At 38.3% G+C, this 18389-nt stretch carries 19 protein-coding genes; 7 read left to right on the forward strand and 12 right to left on the reverse strand.

Going from position 1 to position 18389, the window contains the following annotated elements; all coding sequences use genetic code 11:
• Positions 1-159: 159 nt before the first annotated feature.
• Positions 160-954 carry an ABC transporter permease gene (locus HYX58_02890; GenBank protein ID MBI2774928.1) on the reverse strand — a complete coding sequence of 265 codons (795 nt, stop codon included), beginning with the start codon at positions 952-954 and terminating at the stop codon, positions 160-162.
• A 9-nt stretch (positions 955-963) separates the two neighbouring features.
• On the reverse strand, positions 964-1911 hold the full coding sequence (locus HYX58_02895) for an ABC transporter ATP-binding protein (protein ID MBI2774929.1): 948 nt from the start codon (positions 1909-1911) through the stop codon (positions 964-966).
• A gap of 167 nt (positions 1912-2078) precedes the next feature.
• Between HYX58_02895 and HYX58_02900 the strand changes: the two genes are divergently transcribed.
• Entirely contained in the window at positions 2079-2642 is a 564-nt protein-coding gene (locus HYX58_02900) for a hypothetical protein (GenBank protein ID MBI2774930.1), read from the forward strand.
• Here HYX58_02900 and HYX58_02905 read toward each other — a convergent pair whose 3' ends face one another.
• From HYX58_02905 to HYX58_02915, 3 genes are all read right to left on the reverse strand, one after another.
• Positions 2643-3581 carry a DMT family transporter gene (locus HYX58_02905; GenBank protein ID MBI2774931.1) on the reverse strand — a complete coding sequence of 313 codons (939 nt, stop codon included), beginning with the start codon at positions 3579-3581 and terminating at the stop codon, positions 2643-2645.
• A gap of 313 nt (positions 3582-3894) precedes the next feature.
• Entirely contained in the window at positions 3895-4149 is a 255-nt protein-coding gene (locus HYX58_02910; protein MBI2774932.1) for a hypothetical protein, read from the reverse strand.
• 110 nt (positions 4150-4259) lie between these two features.
• The gene (locus tag HYX58_02915; protein MBI2774933.1) at positions 4260-6458 is read right to left on the reverse strand and encodes a hypothetical protein; all 2199 of its coding nucleotides are present in this window, start codon (positions 6456-6458) and stop codon (positions 4260-4262) included.
• A 175-nt stretch (positions 6459-6633) separates the two neighbouring features.
• Here HYX58_02915 and ychF point away from each other — a divergent pair, with 175 nt between their 5' ends.
• Positions 6634-7740, forward strand: a complete 1107-nt coding sequence (gene ychF, locus HYX58_02920) for a redox-regulated ATPase YchF (GenBank protein MBI2774934.1) — start codon at positions 6634-6636, stop codon at positions 7738-7740.
• On the opposite strand, the gene HYX58_02925 is transcribed toward ychF, so the two are convergent.
• The 3 genes from HYX58_02925 to HYX58_02935 are packed head-to-tail and all read right to left on the reverse strand — an operon-like array spanning position 7737 to position 11378.
• A complete protein-coding gene (locus HYX58_02925) occupies positions 7737-8198 on the reverse strand; it encodes a tryptophan-rich sensory protein (GenBank protein MBI2774935.1) in 462 nt (153 codons plus the stop codon). The two genes, ychF and HYX58_02925, sit on opposite strands and share 4 nt — an antisense overlap.
• Before the next feature lie 13 nt (positions 8199-8211).
• On the reverse strand, positions 8212-10962 hold the full coding sequence (locus HYX58_02930; protein MBI2774936.1) for a hypothetical protein: 2751 nt from the start codon (positions 10960-10962) through the stop codon (positions 8212-8214).
• Positions 10963-10991: 29 nt separating this feature from the next.
• Positions 10992-11378, reverse strand: a complete 387-nt coding sequence (locus HYX58_02935) for a hypothetical protein (protein ID MBI2774937.1) — start codon at positions 11376-11378, stop codon at positions 10992-10994.
• 205 nt (positions 11379-11583) lie between these two features.
• On the opposite strand from HYX58_02935, the gene HYX58_02940 reads away from it, so the two are divergent.
• Both HYX58_02940 and HYX58_02945 read left to right on the forward strand, forming a co-directional pair.
• Positions 11584-12057: a MerR family transcriptional regulator gene (locus HYX58_02940; protein MBI2774938.1), complete on the forward strand. Its 474-nt coding sequence runs from the start codon at positions 11584-11586 to the stop codon at positions 12055-12057.
• Between the two features lie 197 nt (positions 12058-12254).
• Positions 12255-12710 carry a hypothetical protein gene (locus tag HYX58_02945; protein MBI2774939.1) on the forward strand — a complete coding sequence of 152 codons (456 nt, stop codon included), beginning with the start codon at positions 12255-12257 and terminating at the stop codon, positions 12708-12710.
• Between the two features lie 51 nt (positions 12711-12761).
• Here the strand turns inward: HYX58_02945 and HYX58_02950 are convergent, their stop codons facing one another.
• Both HYX58_02950 and HYX58_02955 read right to left on the reverse strand, forming a co-directional pair.
• Entirely contained in the window at positions 12762-13418 is a 657-nt protein-coding gene (locus tag HYX58_02950) for a hypothetical protein (protein MBI2774940.1), read from the reverse strand.
• A 132-nt stretch (positions 13419-13550) separates the two neighbouring features.
• On the reverse strand, positions 13551-14159 hold the full coding sequence (locus HYX58_02955) for a Maf family protein (GenBank protein ID MBI2774941.1): 609 nt from the start codon (positions 14157-14159) through the stop codon (positions 13551-13553).
• 150 nt (positions 14160-14309) lie between these two features.
• On the opposite strand from HYX58_02955, the gene HYX58_02960 reads away from it, so the two are divergent.
• The gene (locus tag HYX58_02960) at positions 14310-15278 is read left to right on the forward strand and encodes an alpha/beta hydrolase (protein MBI2774942.1); all 969 of its coding nucleotides are present in this window, start codon (positions 14310-14312) and stop codon (positions 15276-15278) included.
• Between the two features lie 540 nt (positions 15279-15818).
• Here the strand turns inward: HYX58_02960 and HYX58_02965 are convergent.
• Complete coding sequence (locus HYX58_02965) at positions 15819-15965, reverse strand: hypothetical protein (GenBank protein MBI2774943.1); 147 nt, start codon at positions 15963-15965, stop codon at positions 15819-15821.
• Positions 15966-16374: 409 nt separating this feature from the next.
• Between HYX58_02965 and HYX58_02970 the strand changes: the two genes are divergently transcribed.
• A complete protein-coding gene (locus HYX58_02970; GenBank protein MBI2774944.1) occupies positions 16375-16992 on the forward strand; it encodes a hypothetical protein in 618 nt (205 codons plus the stop codon).
• A 74-nt stretch (positions 16993-17066) separates the two neighbouring features.
• Positions 17067-17672 (forward strand): hypothetical protein, encoded by a 606-nt coding sequence (locus tag HYX58_02975; GenBank protein MBI2774945.1) that lies wholly within the window; start codon positions 17067-17069, stop codon positions 17670-17672.
• An 89-nt stretch (positions 17673-17761) separates the two neighbouring features.
• On the opposite strand, the gene HYX58_02980 is transcribed toward HYX58_02975, so the two are convergent.
• Positions 17762-18277, reverse strand: coding sequence for a hypothetical protein (locus HYX58_02980; GenBank protein ID MBI2774946.1), 516 nt, complete (start codon positions 18275-18277; stop codon positions 17762-17764).
• Positions 18278-18389: the final 112 nt, after the last annotated feature.

Below are 18389 nucleotides of genomic sequence, written 5' to 3' on the forward strand. Positions count from 1 at the left end.
GCTCCTTTTTATTGCCCCTTGCATTGCCGTTGGCTATGGGGGCCCCAAATTAACTGCTCACAATTCGCTCGCATAATAGCATGGGTAAAAAAAAGATTACAAGGTTTACCTTGCTGCCTTTGCAGCATTGGGGGACGAAAAAAAATCGCGCAGCCAGCTTTAATCTTCGAGTCGCTCAAGCCCATATACTTTGCTTAATTTAAACAAGTAGAAAAACAAGAAAAGCGCGCACATTAAATAAAAGAGATTCAGCAGCAAACCTTTTAGAAGAAGAAGCTCTATTGGTTCTTTTGCGATCGCTCCCCGCATTGCCTTAAAAGTATAGGTCATTGGAATAAAGGCACTTATTTTTTGAATCCACGCAGGCATCACTTCGATAGGGGCAAATGCACCGCAAAATGGCGCAAAGAACCAACCCATTGGCCACGGCAGCGATTGAACCGTATGCCCCCAATAAATAATAAGTGCCGCACACACCATACCAATCGACCAACCAGAAATCATTTGCAATAAAATACACCAAAGTATTGGTAATCCGATGCTGAACACATTAATGTTAAAAATGAAAAAAATCGCTGTAGAAAGCACCGCGACGGTCATCACCACTCGAATTACTCCCATCATTAAAAGGCTACAAAGCCATTCAGAAATGGTAAGAGGTGTTGAAAAAAGATTAATTAAATTTCTGCTCCAAAGTTCTTCAGTAAGATTTACCGAAATTTCTAAACTTGAGCGGTACAGCATGTTCCAAAGAAAAACGCCACCCAAAATTGCAAGCATAATTTCTGGCGATTTATTACCATCCTTCTCAGTAACCCATAAACTCATGAATCCCCAAAGAATGATATCAAACATCGGCCAATAGAAGTTATCAATAATGCGGTATAAATCTCTAAACTGCAAAAGTACGTGCCGCTCAATAACGCCAGCTATGCAATGCCATCTAATAAGCATAGTTTTCCCTTATATATTTTTTCGTGCGATCGTTAAAAAATAATCTTCAAGTGTCGGTTTTTCTATCGAAATATGCGAATAAGAAGCATCGAGTCGGGCGCACATTGAAAAGAGCCCACTGATTGCTTGTTCATCAATAGAGACATCCACATCTTGATCGCGAACAACAAATTGAAAACCTTGTTTTTCAAGTTCATCGATTAATAATGAAAGATTATTCGTGATCGTTAGTTTTACATGCGATTTTGAAACGGTAGCTGCTAACTTATCTGGGGTATCGTGAGCAATAATCGTTCCTTGCTTGAGAACTAATACGCGATCACAAACATGCGCAACTTCGTTCATATCATGTGAAGCTAAAAGAATTGAAACATTAGATTTTTTTTGCTGATCAAGCAAGAAATGCCGCACACTTTCAACTACATCAGGATCAAGTGAAGCAGTGGGTTCATCAAGAAGAACAAGTTCGGGGCTTGATAAAAAAGCTTTGGTGAGCATAACGCGCGTCATCTGCCCCGCAGATAAACCGCCCGTATAGCGATCAAGCAAATGCGAAACATTAAACGCACTTAAAAGCTCTTCACTTTTAAAGCGCGCCTGCTCGGCCGATAAACCATAGAGCTTGCCGATAATCCGCAAATTTTCCCATACGGTAAACTTTGATGGCAGCTTGGCGTATCCTGTTGCATATCCTATTTTTTCCATCACGGTCGCCTGATGCGTAGCAAAATCCTTACCAAAATAACTAATGCTACCGCCAGTTGGTGTTAATGTACCAAGAAGCATTTGCATGGTAGTAGATTTTCCAGCGCCGTTTGGCCCCAAAAGGCCAAGAATCTCACCTTTTTCAATAGAGAAAGATATTTGATCTACTGCGACAAAAGGATGATCTTTTTTAAACCACGAGGATGAATGAAAAATTTTAGTTAATTGCCGTACGTGCAATACACAATCCATAAAAACCTATCTACAATGACAACTAAATTAAATGATTAGTGCTGATTGAAAAACAAAATTGTTTCGCTACTCTATAAAGTATAATACAAATCACATAAATATGAAAAATAGTGGGAAGATTTTTTTATAAACCCTAAAATATCCTGCACCTCCCAAAGGCACATATAATGAATAATAAATTTCGTTTAATATTTTTAATTATCTTTACTACAGCAACAGCTTTTCCTCAATATCACATACCTAAAACAAAAAGACATTCTAAATCTGCTACCACTATCACAACCAAAGCTGAGAAATTGCAAAAAGAAAAAAAAGAACTTGAACAACAAAATGCGGATCTTACTGAAGAAACTTTAAACCTAAGAGCAGATGGAGCTTCTTTATCAAAAGAACAAGATGCTTTTCACAAAGTAGGAAAAAGTCTTGCTTCTATTTCTTTAAAAAAAGAAGATGAATGTTCATTATTTATCAACACTGCTGGAAAAGTTATCCAAAGTATTACATTTCATGAAGGTAGCAGAATCGGATTCGATAAAAAACCCATTTACGATTTATTTGCGGAACAACAAAAAAAAGCGAAAAAACCCTGTACACAAAATTGCGGGCCGACGAATATTATACCTACCGCTACATCATTTATTAAGCAATCGTTTGCCCCATTCATCGCTGGAATGATTGTAGCAACAGGCGGATGCGCAGCTTTTTATTTTGCATATTTGAAGAAAAAATAATTATGGCGTAACTGATGGCACTGCGTCTCTGTGCTTCATGCGCGTAAAACCTTCGCGCAACTCTTCTTGATAGAAAAGATACAATCCGACTACGACGACTGCTGACGAAAAGAAGAACGTCCACGTCAATTGTTCATGCAAAAACACGACGCCAAAAAGTGCTGCAAAAAGCGGGCAGAGAAATCCTGCAAAAGAAAGAAATGTCGCCGTATACGTTTTTAAAAGCGATCCGTACCAGTTATAAAAAATACCATTCACGATGACGATAATTGTTGCGGTGAGCGCAATAAATGGGCCCCAGCTTGATACCGGCAGTGGTTGCCATCCTTCAAAAATGAGCGAAGTTAATAATGCAAGTGCTCCGCCGCCTAGCATACCAATTCCATTTATCTCAACAGGTGAATAACGATTTGTTTGCATTAAATCGCGCATGATAGTCCATCCGTAACACGAAGAGATAACTGCACCTAACATCGCAACTTCAGGTAGCGAGAAGAAAAGAACAGAACCAAAAAGTTCTTCTTGCGGTATGTGCTGAATAAGTTCTGGCAAGAAACCAAGAATTCCTATCGTAAGCCCCATCCACTTTTTAACCGTAAGACGTTCCGAAAATAAATAGTACGAAAGCAACGCAGTAATAAAGGGAGAAAGGTTAAAGAAGAACGACGATTTAAATGAGGTAAGCCCTTGGAGCGCCCATAAATCTAAAACATAGGCGGCGTAAATATGAAAAAGAACAATCGCAGAAAATTTCCAACGATCTTCACGCGCAATAGTTGGCATTTTTCGATGATAAAAAACCCATCCACCAGTTAACAATAATCCTGCAGCAATCATGCGCACGCCAACAAAAAAAAATGGCTTGCTATACATTAAAACAGCTTTACATAACGTGAAACTACTTGCACATAATGCGTAAAGAAAGATTATTGAAAACATTGCAAGATCCTTAATCATAATTATGCTCACCTCCTCATTCGACTACGGCGGCTCACTCATCCTTCGATACACCCAGGCTTTGCCGGGCACTCAGGACGAGCGATCTCTAAAAAACATTCTATTGCGCTCGTGGTGAGTGATTTCGAGCGAAGTGAGAAATTGTATCGAACCATGCGCACTTACTATCTCCATGATTTTTCACAATTCAAAATTTAGAATAGCTTTTATTGTTATAATTTCTAGTTTTTTCAACTAAATAAATAAGCCCGGAGTTTCCTCCAGGCTTATTTACTGTATCAAAACAAAAATAATTTTATTTGTGTTTATGATCGCAGCTTGAACCGCAATGGCAGCCACAGTGAGATGAGCAAGCGCCCATTACTAACTTCAGGAGGGCGATCACACCACAAGCACCAATGATGTAGTAAACAATCTTTTCATATTGCATAATATGCAACATTTCAAGCGGGTTGTAGCCAAGAGCCATAAGGCCAAGGTGGATACTGCCTAAAGCAGTGATTAAACAAACGATCATACACATTAATCTCATGCCAGAAGTATGCATCATAACATCGTCTCCTTTTATTAAATGATACGTGACACTCTTTTCATCGCAATATACACAAACCGTTCTAATATGCCAATATTTTCAATCTGTTTTTTCAGTCGCATAATTTCCTATTCAGGCCCCCCGCCTTGCCCTATTGCAGCTTCCAATTCTTGTTTTTGATATGCAAGTGATTTGTCCATCGCGCGTATAATTTGAGCGTACTCTGCAATAGTAGAAACCATCTCGCCAGAAACAAGCGATGCTACTTTGTCTGCAAACGTTGTAGCAATTTCATCCATTCCTGTTCCTTTAAGCGCTTTCAAGTCATTTTGAAGAACATTTACTCCCTGCAGCGCTGCATCCAAGTAAGCGACGCGTTGATCATGCGCCGTAATAATTGTCGGAACATATTCAGCAAATGTTAATTCTTGGTTAGTTTCTAAAGCATCCCATCCCGTAACTAAATAATCTATGTTTACCAGCGTCCCTTTAAGCTGTTTAGTGATATCGCTGTATATCGCTACTAAATCATTTGTCGCTTTAACTAATTGATTTTGTGCATCAGCCACTGCTTTTTGCTTAGTTGCATCAACTAGAGCAGCTGATAGTCTTTTTTTAATTTCATCTGCAGATGGATTTCCCGCAATTTCTTGTCTGGTAAATCCAAGAACTGTTAAATAATTTGTTTGAGATTGATCATAATTCTCATTAGCAGCTTGAAGAGTTGGTTGTTTAGCCTTAAAGAGATTTCGCACCGACTCACTAATGCTCTTAAAGAAATCGGTCACTGGCGTAAATAATTGCGCGAATCGTGATTTTGCAGGTATAGCGGATAGTTTTGCTTTCTCGATATCGATGAGCGTTTGAGCTTTTGCGATTTTATCTAGATCATCAGTCGTACGAAGATTAGTTAGAGATTCTCCAAAGCCACGCACAAGGTCGGCCAACTGAAAACCATATTCAGCAAGGGCGGCTGACCAATCCTTACCCGTTTTTAATCCAGTTGTTAATAGTGGCTTTTTCTTAATCAACAACTCTTTTATTTTAGTAACCTTTTGACCAATATCTCGCGCACTTTGAACGGGAACTAAACGAACAACCGTTTCAGCTGCACTTAAAAGACCGTCCACTTTACCTAAGTTGTTCACCATGAGGTCGAGTCCACCGCCGCCAGCTTTCATAACTTTTGCAATATCTTCGATAGTATTTGCATATTCAACAAGATTGCTTCCACTTTTTTTTGCTAATACACGAATTGACGGAACCCCATCTATCGCTTTCTGGGCAACTGCCGCAACAATAGCATTTCCTTTTTCAGTCAAATCTTGGACTGCCGCACGAACTGCGGGAATTTGCGCAATATCCTCAGTTATTTCCGAAATTTCACCAAATACCTCTATCTCAGGCAATTTAGCTGAGGCCTTAAGAGCCAAATCAATCGCGAAGAGTGACTCCATGGTTCCTTGTTTTAACTTATAGCGATCGACAGCGGTTTTCACTTCTTGCATGCTTTGTATGACGCGATTTAGTTCTTTTTGATTTCCTAATTGGTACGTCTGCTCGAAAGCGATTATGAGATCGACCGTTTTATTATCCAGAGCTGCGATTTGATCCATCGGAATTTTTTGATCAAGTTTTAATTCTCGCTCCAACGCATTTGTCGCCAAATTTTGCGGCTTAAATGCATCAATCTCTTTAATGCGCCGTTGGGCTTTATCTATTACTTCGTTGTCGTTATAGGTTCGCGCCATTTCTATAAGCGCATTAAGCAACACTTTTTGTTCAGTATACGATGGGCGAGCAGCAATAGAATCAATCTTGCTCTCTATAATGCTTTTGACAGCATCAGGCGATTGGTTACGAATATCATTTTGAATCTCTGATCGAAAAGAGTTTGCCAACTGGTCTTTTTTATAATCGGGCGATTCGCGCAAGCTCTTGAGCTGCTGAGTTAGGGCAGCTATTTCTTGCTCAGCAGAAACGATATCTGATTGAATACTTTTTTGATTATTAATCGCATCAGTTATTTCACCTTCACGCTGCCCCATTCTATTAGAAATCGATGCATACTGCTTAGAATCTAGGCCATATTTTGTTGCGGCTTGTTCTAAGCGTACCTCAGCATCACGTTGCTCTTGCCGGAGATCATCTTCTCTTTTGCGTTCATCAGCGAGCCTTTTTTCATCCGTTCGACGTTTTTCTTCTTGCGATTTCAATTCGTCTTGAATTTGAGATTCATTTTTGAATCCGCGGTCAGTATTCCGTTCCATGCCGATGAGCAAAATAAGTGCGGAAGCACACACGGTTATTGCAATTCCCTTTTTCATACCCACCCTTTTTCAAAATTTTTACTCTCAAAGCAGATTACAGAACTAAAGTAATTAATTCAGATAGAAAAAAGCAATAATTTGCCTCGTGTAGAGATCGGCCACTATTTGAATAAACTCGATTTTTAACGCACAATAAAGAAAACTATTAATTTGTAGAAAGAATCAAATGAGTATCAAAGCGGGCCTTGTTGGGCTTCCTAACGTTGGCAAATCCACCCTATTTAATGCGTTAACAAAATCATCAGTGCCTGCAGAAAATTATCCGTTTTGCACCATTGAACCGCACTTAGCGATTACGGAAGTACCCGATGATCGCACCGGAAAACTGAAAGCGCTCTATCAAAGCCAAAGTATTATCCCTGCAACGGTGAGCTTTGTTGATATTGCAGGCCTTGTTAAAGGCGCAGCATCAGGAGAAGGGCTCGGCAATCAATTTTTAAGCCACATTCGAGAAGTCGATCTCATTTTGCACGTACTTCGCTGCTTTACCGATCCTGATATCATTTATTCAGGCGCGGAGCTTAATCCTCTTGAAGATTACGAAATCATCATGACGGAACTTATGCTCAAAGATGCTGAAACAGTTCAAAAACGTGAAGAAAAAGTTTTGCACCTTACAAAAGGTGCAAAAAATAAACCGGCAGAACTAAAAGAACTGAACCTCGAGCAAGAAACACTCACAAAAATAAAAACCGCTCTTGATGCATTGAATATTGAAGGCGTCCGAAATGCTTTAAAAGAGCATCCACTTAACACTATTTCTCTTTTAAGCGCTAAAAACTTTCTTATTATCGCTAACGTTTCTGAAGGCGAGCTTGAAGATGATGGGTATAAAAATAACGTTCACTATAAATCGCTTGTCGCAAGCTTTGGGCAAAACCGCGTCATTCCTATTTGCGCTAAATTAGAATCTGAATTGATTAGCTTGAGCGATACGGAAGCACAAGAGATGATGGGCATGCTCGGCGTCAAAGAACGGGGCCTTGCGACTATTATTCAAAAAACGTATGAACACCTTGGCCTTATAACTTTCTTCACCTGTGGCCCAAAAGAGATTCATTCCTGGCCAGTAAAAAAAGGGCTGACCGTTCGGCAAGCATCTGGCGAAATTCACTCAGATCTTGAACGCGGCTTTATTTGCGCTGAAGTTTTTAATTGCGCCGATCTTTTTGCAGCCGGTAGCATTGCCAAGCTTAAAGAGCAAGGCAAAATGAGAACCGAAGGCCAAGATTATCTGGTTCGTGATGGCGACATTGTTTTAGTTAAATTCAACGTTTAATTGCGCCACCAAACTAATACATTAATAAACATTGCAAAAAGCACCCATGTGCCATACGGAACAAGCACAAGGGCGGCTGCAGGATTTATTGGCCAAAGCATATACATCAGCGCCCAAATCGAAATTTCAAGCGCGATCGTATTGATAATAGACCAACCAATTAAATGCCGGCAGAAAAATAAATAACTCCACTGCACATTAATAAATGCGTTGATCACATATAATGCAGCAATCGTCGTTGTTTGGCACCAAGACTGTTGGCTATGCCACCATAAAATCGCAGATACTATCATTAAAATATAAAGAATCGCCCATGCAAGAGAAAAAAACCAGGCCGGCGGCGTAAAATTTGGTACCGAAAGTGTTCGGTACCAAGCCATTCCTTTTTGAGAGAACCATGTTCCCGCAATCATTACGCCAATATAAAAAGCGGGAATAATAATATATGAAATCTCCACGTTGTTCCCCTTTTTATTTTTTTACTAACTGAGAAAATCGTCTTCTAATATCCTGCGCGTACATATTGATTTTATCTTCAATAGCCCTGATGTCGTCTTTGTTTACGTGTTCACGTTCGAGCTCTTTGGTTGTAGCAGTTCTCCATTCAATAACAAATTTGTCAAAAGCATCCTGAACTGTTTTATTATCCTGCTCGGTAAAATCGCTAAACTTAAATTGCTTTAATTTATTGATTACATCGCCACTATACAATGTAAATTGCTGATAAATAACAGGATAAAGTTCGAGATTATTTTTTCGCTCAAGCCCTATAATTTCCTCTTTTTTATCTTTGATTGCTTGTAAATGGGTAACAATAGCCGCGTAAAAAGCGTGCGCAAACATGCGATACATTTTTTCTTCAAGCATCGTAAATTGTTCTACGATATCCTGACGCTTCACTTCTTGCGCTACGTTTTTTCCCGCATTAAAAAAGTTCTCATCAAAATAAGCAAGAAGGCTATGCAGGCGCCCTGCTTTAAATAATGAGAGAACCTCTGAAAGTTTGTCTTTGTATTGCTCAGATCCGATTAGTTTTGCAAGGTCTGGCTCCGAAACAATTCCACGATCATTTAATTCGTTAAGAACCTCAAGCAACTCCGTTCGAATTTTCGCTTTTTCTTCTACCGTCTTTGCTTTTTCTATTTTATCGGAAAAGATATTAAAGAGTTGTGCAAGAAAACCATACGGCTCAATGATCGCGAGAGTTCCAAGTATTCTATTACGATTCTCAGGACTTGCATGGATAATGAGAGGAAGAAGTTTTTCCTGAACCTCTTTTCTTGTGCGCGCAGGATTAATAAGCACATCTCTCACGCTTTCAAGCAACTCTTTTTGTGCTGCATATTTTTTATCGTTAGCTAACGTTGTAAGTTCTTGGTAAAGTGCTGCGACTGCGTTTCTTTTCTCGATTGATGTGAGCTCAACCGGATTTTGTATAGCGCGAAGATACCGATCCATTATTCCACTTAAATCAAATGTTGCTTGAGATTGAGCTCGTAATGAATCTATTTTTTTTCTATCTTCTGTGCTTAAAATAAATTTCTCGAGCTCTTGAGCAAAAGCTTTCTCTTGATTCTCCGTTAGCCGATCTTTTACGGAACCCGCTAACATCTGCACCGTTTTATTTTCTTGCAACGCTTTCATCTGCGCATCGTACGTAATATAATAACTGATCTTTTTTGTGCCCTCTTGCAGCTGAAGTAAAATCGCATCGTTCCCCGGGCTTGGGGCTTTCAATACTAAACGCAAAGCATCAAGAATTGCGCTCAATGTTGAAGCCTTATTAATTGCGCGCGAAAGATACATAGCAAAACTAATTTCTGGAATATCTTTGTTCTTTTTTTCTTTATCTTGCTGCTTTGCTCCTTGCAGAAATTTATCAAGATAAGATTGATACGTACTGCTAAATCTAGGAACGTAAAAAAGATAACGACTAAGATCTACTTTTTGCATTACCTCTTGCGCAGTTTTTGCATCTTTTAATAATTGTAATAATGAAGCATTACCATAACCAACAGCGCCTCCTTCACGCGATTTACCTTTTTCTCGAATTTCACGCTCAAGCGCTTGCCGAATATCTATCGCTTCTTCTCGCACGCTTTCTTTTACGCCTGCTTTATGCTGCGATCTATAAAGATCCTCTTCAAGTGTTTCGACCTTTAGATAATTTTGATTCAAACGAAGAAGATTGAGTTCATTTAATAATTCATCATACGTTTGGGTACGAGAGATTGCTTCAAGAAATTGTTTATCTGAGAATGCTGCAGTTCTTGAATCCTGATCAATTTCTAAAATTTTAATCTGTGGTAAATCTTTGCGCATCGCCGCTGCACTATTTATCAGCAATTGAGTGACGAAATTTTTTGCAGACGCATCGAATTGTTCTGCAGAACCTAAAATCCACGGTTTAAACGCATCAATAAGCTGTTGCCCTTGATTCGCGTTTCCAATAAGCATACTTGCTGTTTTAAATCTTTCTTCTGCAGATTTGTCTTCGCCTCCTGAAAGTTTTGCAAGCAACGAAACAATAGCTTCCGCTAATTTTTTAGGATCGTTACCCTGCACAAATTTAAACGCACTATTTTTTTTGGATCCCAAAGCGGATAATTCATTTTTAATACTCGTGAGGTACCCTTGAAAAGTGCCACGATAAACTTGAGCCATCTTTTTCAAAAACGCAAGAAGCTCTTCATCGGAAGTTTCTTTTTCGTCGGCTGAAAGTTTTGTGATTTGATCGATCGTAAGCCCGAGCTCTTTTTTTTGAGGCTCGCCTGAAGGCATGCCTTCGCCTGGTGGCGGAGGAATATCTCCGTCGTCATCTTGCCCGGGTGGAGGCGGAATATCATCTTCACCCTCTTGCGTTGGAGGTGGCGGCACATCTTCTTGCCCCGGCGCAGCATATTCTGGCGTGCGGAGTAAATCTTCAATAATTTTGAGAATCTCTTGCTCAGTTAAAGCTGATAATGTTTTTACTATCGCCTCGCTGCCTAATAGTTTTTCCAGAAGTTTTATTTGTTCGGCCGATAAATTCGGAAATTTTTTCTCAAAATCAAAACCGGTTGCTTGTCCTTTTGGCGAAACAACGATAGCAAACTCATCAATTTTAAGTTTGAGCCGTTCTAGAGATTTTACTAAAACTACATTATTCGCTTGAACAAAATCTGAATATGCCGCAATAAGAAGCAATAAAGAAAAAGTTTGCCTATTAATTATTCGGTACATTTTTCTCCTCATTTTTTAACCGGTTGAATTTATTTTTGGGCCACATCAGGCATTATTTGATGAGTCAAATGAAAAAGTGATGCTTGCAATTGATCGGCAGGAGCCGCTGGAGGGCAATCAACATGGCTTTGTGCATGGCTTATAAGATCCTCAATCAATTTTTCAAGCGCTTTTTCTGAAAGTCCCAAAAGTAAGTTTACAATCGTGCTATTGCTTAAAAGTTTCTCTAAAATGATGACAATTAATGATGCCGGGACAGGAAGAATGCGAACGCATTCGCGATCCGATCTATTTGTAGAGTTCAGCTCAGATCGTTCTCTTTCCTCGTTGCCGACTAAAATCTGCGCGTTTACTTTGTTTGAAGCAAATAGCACCGAGACGACCGTTAACGCCAAATACAATCTCATTTTTTTCATAGAATTCTCCTTTTTAATTAGTTAAGTTCTATACCAATGCCACCCATCAAAACAATAAATTTAGTAATGCGGCTACATAAAACACGCGATTAAAATTATCAATTTGAATTTTTCGGGTGTGCTTACGTCTAATCAGTGCACTTATTTACTTTTTTTGGTAGAGTAAGTATGTTGCACAATTGATATGTGGGCCTCAAGGAGTACAATGAAAAGGGCTAAAGGTTTTTTTTCGATATCGGCAGTAGCCAAAATGTTTTCTGTACATCAGCAAACAATACGTTTGTATGAAAAAGAAGGGCTCATTTGCCCTAAGCGTTCAAACGGCAATACGCGCCTCTTTTCAGAAGAAGATGTCGATAAACTCGAGCAAGTTATTTACTTAACGCACGAGTTGGGGATAAATCTTGCCGGCGTCGAAATGGTACTCAAGCTGCAAAAACAAATAAAGAAGTTACAAAAAGAAATTAATAAAGCATTTGCCGCTACCCAAACCGATCTCACAGCACAATCCGAAGAGTTTAAACAGCAAGCAAAACAACGCACACAGCGGTTACTGGAATTGAAGAAAAACAAGATGCACCCCGCAGCCCCAGATCCGTCATTTGCCCCAGGAAGCCCAATCTCAAAAGAGATTAAACCATTGGATCTTCCGGAGTGGGAAATCTCGTACGAAGATTAGATTTTCTTCCTATTACTAAAAAAATATAAAACTTGCCCGCGAAATGGATCACTTTTACGGTAACTTGCTGAATGCCAACCGCTTGAAAACCCCTGCTCCAACACGAAACGATATTCCATCTAAAAAACTATTCCCATATGGGCTAAAAACGGGTACAGTTAAAGCATCGGAATGCCCTTTAACCTGAAAGGCTTCACATGGCTCAAAATTCTTTTTTTGATAACGAAAATACACAGTTTGAGCTCTCATACGAATTTCTAGCTTTGCTTAAGTGGCTCGTAGAAAATGAATCTGAGAATTTAAAAAAAATAGTCGCACGAGCTGTGCGTAATAACTTTATGCGCAATGTTGGAACCACAAAAAACGTAAATGCGGAATTTGTGCAATCGAGCATTGTGGATTTTCTTGAACTTATCGACACCCTTCTTCTAGAAGTTTCGCATGAATCGAGAATTAAAAAAGCGGTAGAATATAATTTAATGCCTGCGATCGATCAAATAGATACCACTTCTTGCGATAAATCAACGTTACAAACTACGCTTGATAAAGCAACTGCTGCGCTTGAAGCATTTCCTGAAAAAAATCCTAAAGATATTCTCTGCGCAGAACTTTTAAAGCGCTGGAAGCCGTTAAAAAATAGCCAATTAAATTAATACTAAAAAAAATATGAGCTTGGAGTCGCAAGCTCATATTTTTTTTTAATATTAATTAGAATTTAGTGGGAAATAATTGGTATAACATTTATAACATGCATACAACAATCCAAGACCGCAAGCCAATTGCGTACCCAAATATAATTGATGTTTTCTGGTAGATCTTTCGGTAGTACCACCGTCTTCTTTATAGATAAGTTCCTTCTTTAAATATGGAGGAAACAGCCACATAGAAAAAAATATCCCATCTTCTTTTACACTTTTAATATTATTTAACAAAGATGATGGTTGTATTAAAGAATGATGATACTTTGTAGCTTTTTTAATATCTATAGGACCACGGTAGGAATCTGCAACATAACCCGAACCACCATCATAAGTTGTACAAACCAAATAGTCGCCATTTTTATCTTTATAGAATAATCGACGGCCAAATAATTGATCTTCTCTTATCTCAGCAGACGTTATTTCTAGCTTAGGCGACTGGGTATCAATCATACTATCGAATTTTTTTTGCTGATCCGCATTCCAAATTTTATAATTAAACCTCTTAAGATATGTTCCTTCTTTATCATGAAAGCTTACGCTGGTCCCTGAATTAAGATAATAGGCAGCGCCTTTAATGGCAGCATTGTTATTATTCTCCATAGAATAAATAGCACCTTGATGAAGTAATAAAAGAATAAAAGATAAAAGTAATTTCTTCATTTATTGAACCCAGCAGCTTTGAAAAAACAAAATAATACAAATATAAATTATCAAATGGATGCGATTTTGTCAAATAAGCTTATAGGGAATAAAGCTACAGCAGCTCGGTTTTATATAAAAAAAGCCTTAATATTAAAAATAACCAATCTCTTCTAAAGCTTGCCGAACTTCAAATACTGGCAAACCTAGTATGGTAGAATAAGAACCATTAATTAATTTTAAAAATTGTGCACCATAACCATCGATTGTTATGCCGCCAGAAATATTCATGTAAAATGGAACATTGTGCAAATAGCGATCAATCCAAGAATCGGGCAAATCAAATTCATAATCGGCAGTAACCACTTTTATAATTCGTTCTTGAGCTATCCACGAATTATCTTCAAAAACTTTTTTCTCTAAACAGAACGCTGTAGATACTTTACCTTTTCCATTCAGTGCTTGAATCTTAGCAATAGCATCATCGCGGCTTTCTGGCTTGCCATGAATTTTACCGCGAGCATCGCAGCACAAAGAATCCGCTGTAAGCACAAAAATTGGTTTCTGTTTATCAGCATCCTGAGGAATGATCACGTGCTCACTTTTTGCTATTGCAATAGTCTCTACCAACTTTTCAAGCGGCAGTTCCCATCCGCACGCTTCTTCATCTGCTTGATGACCGACCACTTGAAATGGGATTGCCATTTCTGTTAATAATTTTTTGCGCGATGAAGAGTTGGAACCAAGATAAAGAATATTCATAGCAATTTTCTCAGATAAATTTTAGTGGAAAAAACCATACGAACTAATTTATTAATGCAACTGAACGTGGGTTATTGAAATCTCTCCAGTATATATTTTAAAATAAAAGCAATCTAATAAAAGAATGTAGAAATTCAAATAAAGGAAACTATGAAGCGTACAACTCTCCTTTCATTATGTATTCTAGGCACATTCGCAATCGAATCTGCTAGTGACTTCAAGCATGAACGCGCTACCTATCATACTAAAAAAATTGATGGTCTTGATATTTTTTATAGAGAGGCGGGAAACCCAGAAAAACCAACTATTGTTTTACTCCACGGCTTTCCTACCTCTTCACATATGTTTAGAAATCTTATCCCCTTGCTGAGTAAAAATTTTCATCTGATAGCGCCCGACTATCCAGGTTATGGCAACAGCTCAATGCCGCTGGTCACCAATTTTAATTATACTTTTGATAACTTGGCCAACATTGTGAATACCCTTCTTGAAAGCCTGAATATAAAAAAATACATTTTATATGTGATGGATTATGGAGCGCCAGTCGGCTATCGCATAGCAGTCAACCATCCTGAACGGGTTCAAGGACTTATCGTTCAAAACGGAAACGCTTATGAGGAAGGACTCAAAGGTTTTTGGGACCCATTCAGAGCCTATTGGAAAAATAAGAACAATGAAAATGCTAAACCTCTATTAGATCTTCTAACGTTAAAAACGACCAAATTTCAATATACAGAAGGCGTGAAAAATCTGGCTCTAGTAAGCCCCGATACATGGACTGTCGACCAGGCTTTGCTTGATCGGCCAGGCAATAAAGAAATACAACTCGCGCTCTTCTACGATTACGGATCCAATCCGTCCCGCTATCCAAGCTGGCAAGAATATTTCAGAAAATATCAACCGCCTACTTTAATTGTCTGGGGTAAAAACGATGTTATTTTTCCCGCCGATGGTGCGCATCCGTATAAAAGGGATCTGAAAGATATTGAAGTTCACCTGCTTGATACAGGACATTTCGCCCTGGAAGAAGAATCGACTTTCATAGCAGATTCTATTATTAAATTTTTTGGTAAACGTCTCAAGAACAAACCCCGTACTAAAAACGCGAATTGCAATTAAGCGAATTGTTGCAAGGGGCTAGTACCAATCAGTTTTTTGGCCCGGAAATTCGATCCGCGCACTTTTTCATCTGCTTGGTGTCCTACAATCTGAGATGGGATTGCGATTTCGGTTAACAATTTTTGCGGGATGCAGAATTTGAACCAAGATAAAGAGTATGCATAACATCCAAAAATTAATGCTGATAAATTAATTATAATCGGCAAGTGTACTCATTTTAGTTTATCTAATTTGCGTACACCTTAATAGCTGTAAAAAAAATGCGATAAAGTTTTTCATATAGTCATACAAATACGCGCAATCGCAGAGAACCCATTTTTGCACGCCATCGTGCACGAAGCGCAGATGCCAATAAGATTCAACTACCAGCAGGCATGATAACTTTAAGGCGGTTAGAGAACAGTCGAAAAAGATTGAACCGACAAAGCTCAAATTTGGTCTTTTATTATTAAATTATAATGGGCAACGGCTTGCCAGCTGCCGCATCTTTTTCCAGCTCCTCTCTAAGGCTTCTTTTATACTCACTTATAGCCCACCCTTTTAACCCATGGAGAACACGAAGATCCTTGCCAGCATCACTACTAACAACAAAGACCCGATATCCCCTATCGTTATATTTTCCTCAACATTTACCGTTAAATCATCAACATACTGTGCAATTTTTAAACGAGTTAAATTATCGCTCATAACTATCCTTTCATATTTAAAAATTATAAAAAAATTGCCTAATACATTATATCAAAACAGATGCTTTTCTCCATCCCACTATAGCGACACAAAGAGGATACGCATGCACCCCCCCCACTCTTTTCCCCTTTATGCATTTTTTTAAAGAAGTTAAGCGGACTTCTCTTTTGGCATATGCTTCCCTTCTAATGCGTGTTGGCTTATTGATCATATTATCCATCCTTAATGCAAGACGCTCAAGAAAATTCTTAATAGGTTGAACACACGTTGCATTATAAAATCTATCAGCGGATCCCGATCTGTTTCAAATTGAAACAGAATTGCAAAATATACTCGCATTACTTGATTTTTTAAAAAAAATATTAATAATCGATATTGGGAAGTTTAGAAACGCTAAGAGGAACTCACTTTGAAAAAAATCATTTTTACAGCCCTGATCATCGGGCAGTCTATAGCAGGCTACGACCATGAGAAAGAATACAAAAATGCCATTGAAAGTCTGAAGGGAACGCCTCCAGTTAGCTATCGCGTCAAATATAAAAAACAGGCAGAAGTCCTCAATACTGACGTTTCTCGAAGAATAGTCCATGAATATTCAATACCCGTGCAGCACAAAAAGCTCTTCTATAAATTAGAACAATCTGCTCATGGGTACTTTTTTGGGGTACATGAATTCAAAAAAAATCTTAATGCAATGGATTTTTTAACCAAAAAAGAAGCCCAGCATATCGACGCGATTGCTTCATCATATAATGTGTCACGATTTGGTTATCAAATCGAGCAATTATGTTGGGGGCAGTTTTTTCTAGGCATGGCTGCCTATATGGCAGCACCATTTATGACAATTAGTTATTTTAAGATGATCGATACGACTCCTGGCAAAATAATGTTTGCCGTTTCATCAATCCCTATTACAGCAATTGGTGCTATCGAAATACTGAAACAACTGGATGATAAAAACGAAGAAAGACAAGATCTGATTCGAGGAGCACTTAGAAAAAAAATTCCTACCTATGATAAAGATTAAGAGTAAATAAGAAGCGATGTACATAATCAGTTTTATTTGAATGGGGAAGTTTCAAATATAAGAAGGGACGCACTTTGAAAAGAATTTTTTATATAGCATTAGTCTTCATGCTGAATAACTCATGCAATGCTCAAGATTACAAAACTGCCATCGATCAATTAAAGGAAGAAAAAACACCCATTGGTGATTCGTACTACAACTTTAAGCAGGGGAAATTAGGATTCAATTCTCAAGAATATCAAAAAAGAGCAATCGTAAATGAGATGATATCTGAGGCCGCACTTCAACATCAAAAGCTGTTCTCTCAATTAGAAAAATCTGCAAAAGGTTATTTCTTTGGAGTAAATAACTTCAAAAAAAGGCTTAATGCGATGGATCGCCTAAACGAAAAAGAAGTTAAACATATAGATGGTATCTGCTCCTCCTATCGCCTGGGTTCCCATAATAAAGAATTGCGCCAGGTCCAAAAAGCTCTTACTTTGCCGCTTCTGGTTTCAACCCCTATAGCTTTGGGCAGCTTATTGGCTTGGGACACTATCGGGATCAAAATCGTTTTTGCGATTTCATCCTTGCCTGCTGCAGCATTTCTTTCAATTGAAGCTTATAAACAACTAGCCGAAAAAAGTGAACTTAGACAAAACAACATTCGAGAAGCACTTCTGGAAAAATGTGATATATAATAACGACCAGAATGATTAAAAGAAATGTGTCGAATAAGTTATATTTGCACCGACACATTTCTAATATAAAAAACGGGTTGATCTATATATCAAACGGAATTTTTACTAGTGATATATCTTTTGGAAAAACTTATCACTAGCTCATTTTCTATATCTATATTTGCAAGAAAAATATGGGGATAGCCAAATAATTTTGACCAGAACAGTACACACTTTCCTCCGAAACTAGATTGTGCAGAGATCGCCTTAGGATCTCTGACGTTAACCGCCACTATTGGTAGAGGGGCGCCTAATGCTTGATGCATACAAATATCACTAATATTTTCCCAAGAAATAAATCCGTGATGGATAATCCATATTCCATCGTTATTTAAAACAGCAGCAGGTTCATTTTTCCTGGTAAGTACAAAATAATAAATTGACCCCAAAGAAAGTAAAACCAGACAAGATATAATCACAAACTTGATTACAATGATAGGCAAAAAACTGAGGCAAGGTTCTTGAATAGAATCAACCAAAAACCACAAAACTACCATAACAGGAATAATCATCCGGACTTGTTGAATATTTTTGTAATCGAAATTAACCACTAACTCTGAATTCATAACTTGCTCGTGATAGGTGAGTTTTTGGGAAAAGTAGTCATCGTTACTTAAAAGCGCTGCAAGGCGCAAGGCCTTTCACAGATTATCCAGAATCAAGACATGGATTAGCAAA

It is taken from the genome of Candidatus Dependentiae bacterium (genome assembly GCA_016191325.1).
Classification (GTDB): domain Bacteria; phylum Babelota; class Babeliae; order Babelales; family JACPOV01; genus JACPOV01.